We start from the raw sequence: 2676 nt of genomic DNA on the forward strand, positions 1-2676 counted from the left end.
CAGGTTTGAAAGATCCATTTTGAGGGAGGGTTTACATGCAGGTACAGGAAAAAAAGGTCGGCAGCATACTCATAGTGAAACCATTGGAAAAGAGGATAGATGCGTCCAGCGCTACTGAGTTTAAAGGCAAGATAGTAGACCTGATAAACTCCGGAAACACAAAGATCGTTCTTGATCTTGCAAACGTTGACTTTATTGACAGCAGCGGCCTCGGGGCAATCGTCTCCAGTCTTAAGACCATAGGAGATAACGGCGATCTTGTCATTACCGGCATACGAGAGACCGTCATGGGCCTTTTCCGGCTTACCAGGATGAACCGGGTATTCCAGATCTTCCCTTCGGAACAGGAAGCGATCCAGGCCTTTATAGAAAGGTGAAACTACCCAGCGAATTCATAAGCGAGAGGGGGAGGCCGGGTACCCATGAAGTGGGTGAGACTTTGTTCGTGGAGGGGGCGACCCCCTTACGGGGACAGGCGTGAGCCCCAGGAATAGCTAATGTCCGATACACTGTCACCAAAAAAGATCACCTTCTTGATCGACAGCAATCTCGATAACGTCTCACTCGTGGGTGTTGCCATACGCGGTATATGCAACTACCTCTCCATGAACGAAATAGACACGTATTACCTTGAACTGTGTGTTGTGGAAGCGGTCAATAACGCGATTAAGCATGCCTATAATTCCGAGGCCGGGCACACTGTCGAGATCAATACCACCTATTCAGACAATGGCATAACCTTCGAAATAAGCGACAGGGGGGAAAAGATGTCCGCCTATGGCCCGCGTTGTTTCAATTTTAACGCCGAAGACCGTTCCTTGATCCCGGAACACGGGATGGGCCTCTATATCATAGATTCGGTTATGGATGAAGTAACGTACCGGTCAGATGGCAATAAGAATACATTGACTATGCACAGGTACTTCCATTATAAAAATTAAAAACGTTTTTAACCAGTGGGGGCAACAGGAATGACCGAGCAGGAACTACTCCGTGTTTTGCAGCAATACAGCCAGGATCACCTTGCGGATTATTATCATACACTGTCTTCTCAACACAAACATGATCTTATTCACAAGATCCTTCAATTCGACATTCACCTTGCCTTTGAAGTATATAAGGAATTTTGCTCAAAAAGTGATACCCGGCAAATGATAAGAACTATCGAGCCACCCCAGGTGGTCGCTATTCCAAAAAATGTACAGGAACAGAAAAGGATAGAGGAAGCCCGCGTCACAGGAGAATCCCTGATCAAACAACAAAAAGCGGCTGTTCTTATCGTGGCCGGGGGCCAGGGCTCACGGCTTGGCTATGAAGGACCCAAGGGGACCTTTCGGATCTCGCCGATAAAGGGCAAAACCCTCTTCCAGCTTTTTGCCGAGCAGGTTATGGCCCTTTCACGACGTCACGGGGTAACTATCCCGTTGCTGATCATGACGAGCCAGGAAAACAACAGGGACACTGTCAGATTTTTTCATATTCATAATTTTTTTGGTCTTCGTCCGGAGACTGTTCACTTTTTTCAGCAGGGGATGCTGCCGACAATAACCCCTGAAGGTAAGCTCCTTTTAAATGGTGACGGCAATTTTGTTGTGAACCCGGACGGCCATGGCGGCTCGCTGAAGGCCCTCCATGATTCCGGTCTGCTAAAGATATTGATAGAACAAGGCTACGAGGAGCTTTTTTACTGCCAGGTCGATAACCCGCTTGTGAAGATTGCCGACCCCGTATTCCTTGGGCTGCATGCAATAACGGGCGCTGATGCTTCTACAAAGGTCGTCAGGAGGCAGGATATCCGGGAAAAGGTCGGCCTTTATGTGTATGTAAATGGCAGGGATGCTGTCGTTGAGTACAGCGACATCGGAGACGACTATATGTCTGCTCTTGATGGGGATGGCAATATCCTGTACTGGGCCGGCAATACTGCGATACACGTATTTTCTCTTGCCTTCATTCAGCGCCTGACTGACCACGGTTTCGTATTGCCCTACCATTGCGCGCAAAAGGCCGTTGAATACACTGATCATATTGGAAAATATTCCACAGCCGATGTGTGGAAGTTCGAGACCTTCGTATTTGATGCGATCCCCCTTGCCGGCAAAACCTGCTGCATGGAGGTTATACGGGAAGAGGAATTCGCGCCGGTAAAAAATAAAGACGGTAATGATTCACCCGAAACCGCCCGTGACGCCATGATGAGTTTACACAGAAACTGGTTGAAAGAGGCCGGAATAAAAATAGATCCTGACACAAGGGTTGAAATCGGCCCCCTCTTCGCCTTGGACAGCATTGAGCTTCAACAAAAGATTAAAGGCATGAAGTTCACCGAAAAAAAGGATATATACATAGAATAAAGGCGCTGTCTTTCTCTTCAGGTCAACTGGTGCATCTTCATTAAATTTGTTTTTCCCGATACTGACGGCGGGTGGCTTGCGACGATGATGATCCTGTCGCCTTTTTTTGCATAGCCAAGCTTCACAAGCATGGAATCGACACCCCTGATCAGGTCATCTGTATTGATAAAATGCTCCACGGGATATGCTGTCACACCCCAATATATTGCCATCTGCCTGACTACCTTGTGCTCCGGTGAAAAGGCGATAACCGGTGTTTTCGGTCTGAACTTTGAAATAAGCCGTGCCGTGAACCCTGACCTTGTGAACACTACGATCCACC

The 2676-nt window shown here is 47.9% G+C and carries 4 protein-coding genes; 3 read left to right on the forward strand and 1 reads right to left on the reverse strand.

Features of this window, described 5'->3' with window-relative positions:
- The first annotated feature begins 35 nt into the window (after positions 1-35).
- The 3 genes from PHU49_16865 (at position 36) to PHU49_16875 (ending at position 2354) form a co-directional block, all read left to right on the forward strand.
- A complete protein-coding gene (locus tag PHU49_16865) occupies positions 36-377 on the forward strand; it encodes an STAS domain-containing protein (protein ID MDD5245681.1) in 342 nt (113 codons plus the stop codon).
- A gap of 120 nt (positions 378-497) precedes the next feature.
- Complete coding sequence (locus PHU49_16870) at positions 498-941, forward strand: ATP-binding protein (GenBank protein ID MDD5245682.1); 444 nt, start codon at positions 498-500, stop codon at positions 939-941.
- A 30-nt stretch (positions 942-971) separates the two neighbouring features.
- Positions 972-2354, forward strand: coding sequence for a UTP--glucose-1-phosphate uridylyltransferase (locus tag PHU49_16875; protein ID MDD5245683.1), 1383 nt, complete (start codon positions 972-974; stop codon positions 2352-2354).
- Positions 2355-2371: 17 nt separating this feature from the next.
- On the opposite strand, the gene PHU49_16880 is transcribed toward PHU49_16875, so the two are convergent.
- The coding region (locus PHU49_16880) for a pyruvate kinase alpha/beta domain-containing protein (protein ID MDD5245684.1) at positions 2372-2676 on the reverse strand (305 nt) is incomplete at its 5' end.

This window comes from Syntrophorhabdaceae bacterium (genome assembly GCA_028713955.1).
Taxonomy (GTDB): Bacteria; Desulfobacterota; Syntrophorhabdia; order Syntrophorhabdales; family Syntrophorhabdaceae; genus UBA5609.

Coding starts and splice junctions, on each gene's coding strand:
- PHU49_16870 (MDD5245682.1), top strand. CDS start 498: ATGTCCGATACACTGTCACCAAAAAAGATCACCTTCTTGATCGACAGC.
- PHU49_16875 (MDD5245683.1), top strand. CDS start 972: ATGACCGAGCAGGAACTACTCCGTGTTTTGCAGCAATACAGCCAGGAT.
- PHU49_16865 (MDD5245681.1), top strand. CDS start 36: ATGCAGGTACAGGAAAAAAAGGTCGGCAGCATACTCATAGTGAAACCA.